The organism is Streptomyces mutomycini (genome assembly GCF_001700505.1).
Lineage (GTDB): Bacteria > Actinomycetota > Actinomycetes > Streptomycetales > Streptomycetaceae > Streptomyces > Streptomyces mutomycini.
On sequence record NZ_MAPV01000346.1, the window covers coordinates 1 to 263 of the forward strand.

Below are 263 nucleotides of genomic sequence, written 5' to 3' on the forward strand. Positions count from 1 at the left end.
CCCTCGTACCGCAGGAACGCCCACCCGTGCTCCCGCTGTCCTACGCCCAGCAGCGCCTGTGGTTCCTCCACCGCCTCGAAGGCCCCTCCGCCACCTACAACATCCCTTTCGCGCTGCGCATCGACGGACCGCTCGACGCGGAGACCCTGCGCCAGGCCCTCGGCGACGTCGTCGGGCGGCACGCGGCCCTACGCACCGTCTTCCCCGAGCACGACAGCCGCCCGCACCAGCACATCACCGCCCCGGCCGACGTCCGTGTCCCC

At 73.0% G+C, this 263-nt stretch carries 1 protein-coding gene; it reads left to right on the forward strand.

All coding sequences use genetic code 11. The features are described from left to right. Window positions 1-263: condensation domain-containing protein (locus tag BFF76_RS34310; protein WP_244167385.1), on the forward strand; the 263-nt coding region annotated here is incomplete at both ends.